The following is a 275-nucleotide window of genomic DNA, read 5'->3' as shown; positions in this document are numbered from 1 at the left end:
AGGATCAGCGGCACGGCGACCTGGGTCTGGGCGATCCAGTGGCGCGCGGTCTCGAAGTCATAGGCCGGCAGCAATGCGATGCTGAGCACGAACCACAAGGTCAGGATCAGATTGGCGCCGGCGGTGAGCCGCTGGTGCCACCAGTGATGCGCGCCTTCATGCGCCGAGCCGAGGCCGCGGACCTTGCCGATGCTGGTGCCGTTACCCATTGGTCTTCCCCCAGATGATATAGGCCCAGAAGGCCGCGGTGAGGAGAACCGCGGCGACATAGGCCA

At 65.5% G+C, this 275-nt stretch carries 1 protein-coding gene; it reads right to left on the bottom strand.

The features are described 5' to 3' along the window. On the bottom strand, positions 1–209 hold a 209-nt coding region (locus NLU14_RS21725), incomplete at its 3' end, for a succinate dehydrogenase, hydrophobic membrane anchor protein (protein WP_275710530.1). Between the last annotated feature and the right edge of the window lie 66 nt (positions 210–275).

This window comes from Marinobacter iranensis, assembly GCF_029207565.1.
GTDB classification, from domain to species: Bacteria; Pseudomonadota; Gammaproteobacteria; order Pseudomonadales; family Oleiphilaceae; genus Marinobacter; species Marinobacter iranensis.
The sequence above is the reverse complement of the archived record's forward strand: the minus strand, read 5'-3'. Positions and strand labels throughout refer to the sequence as shown.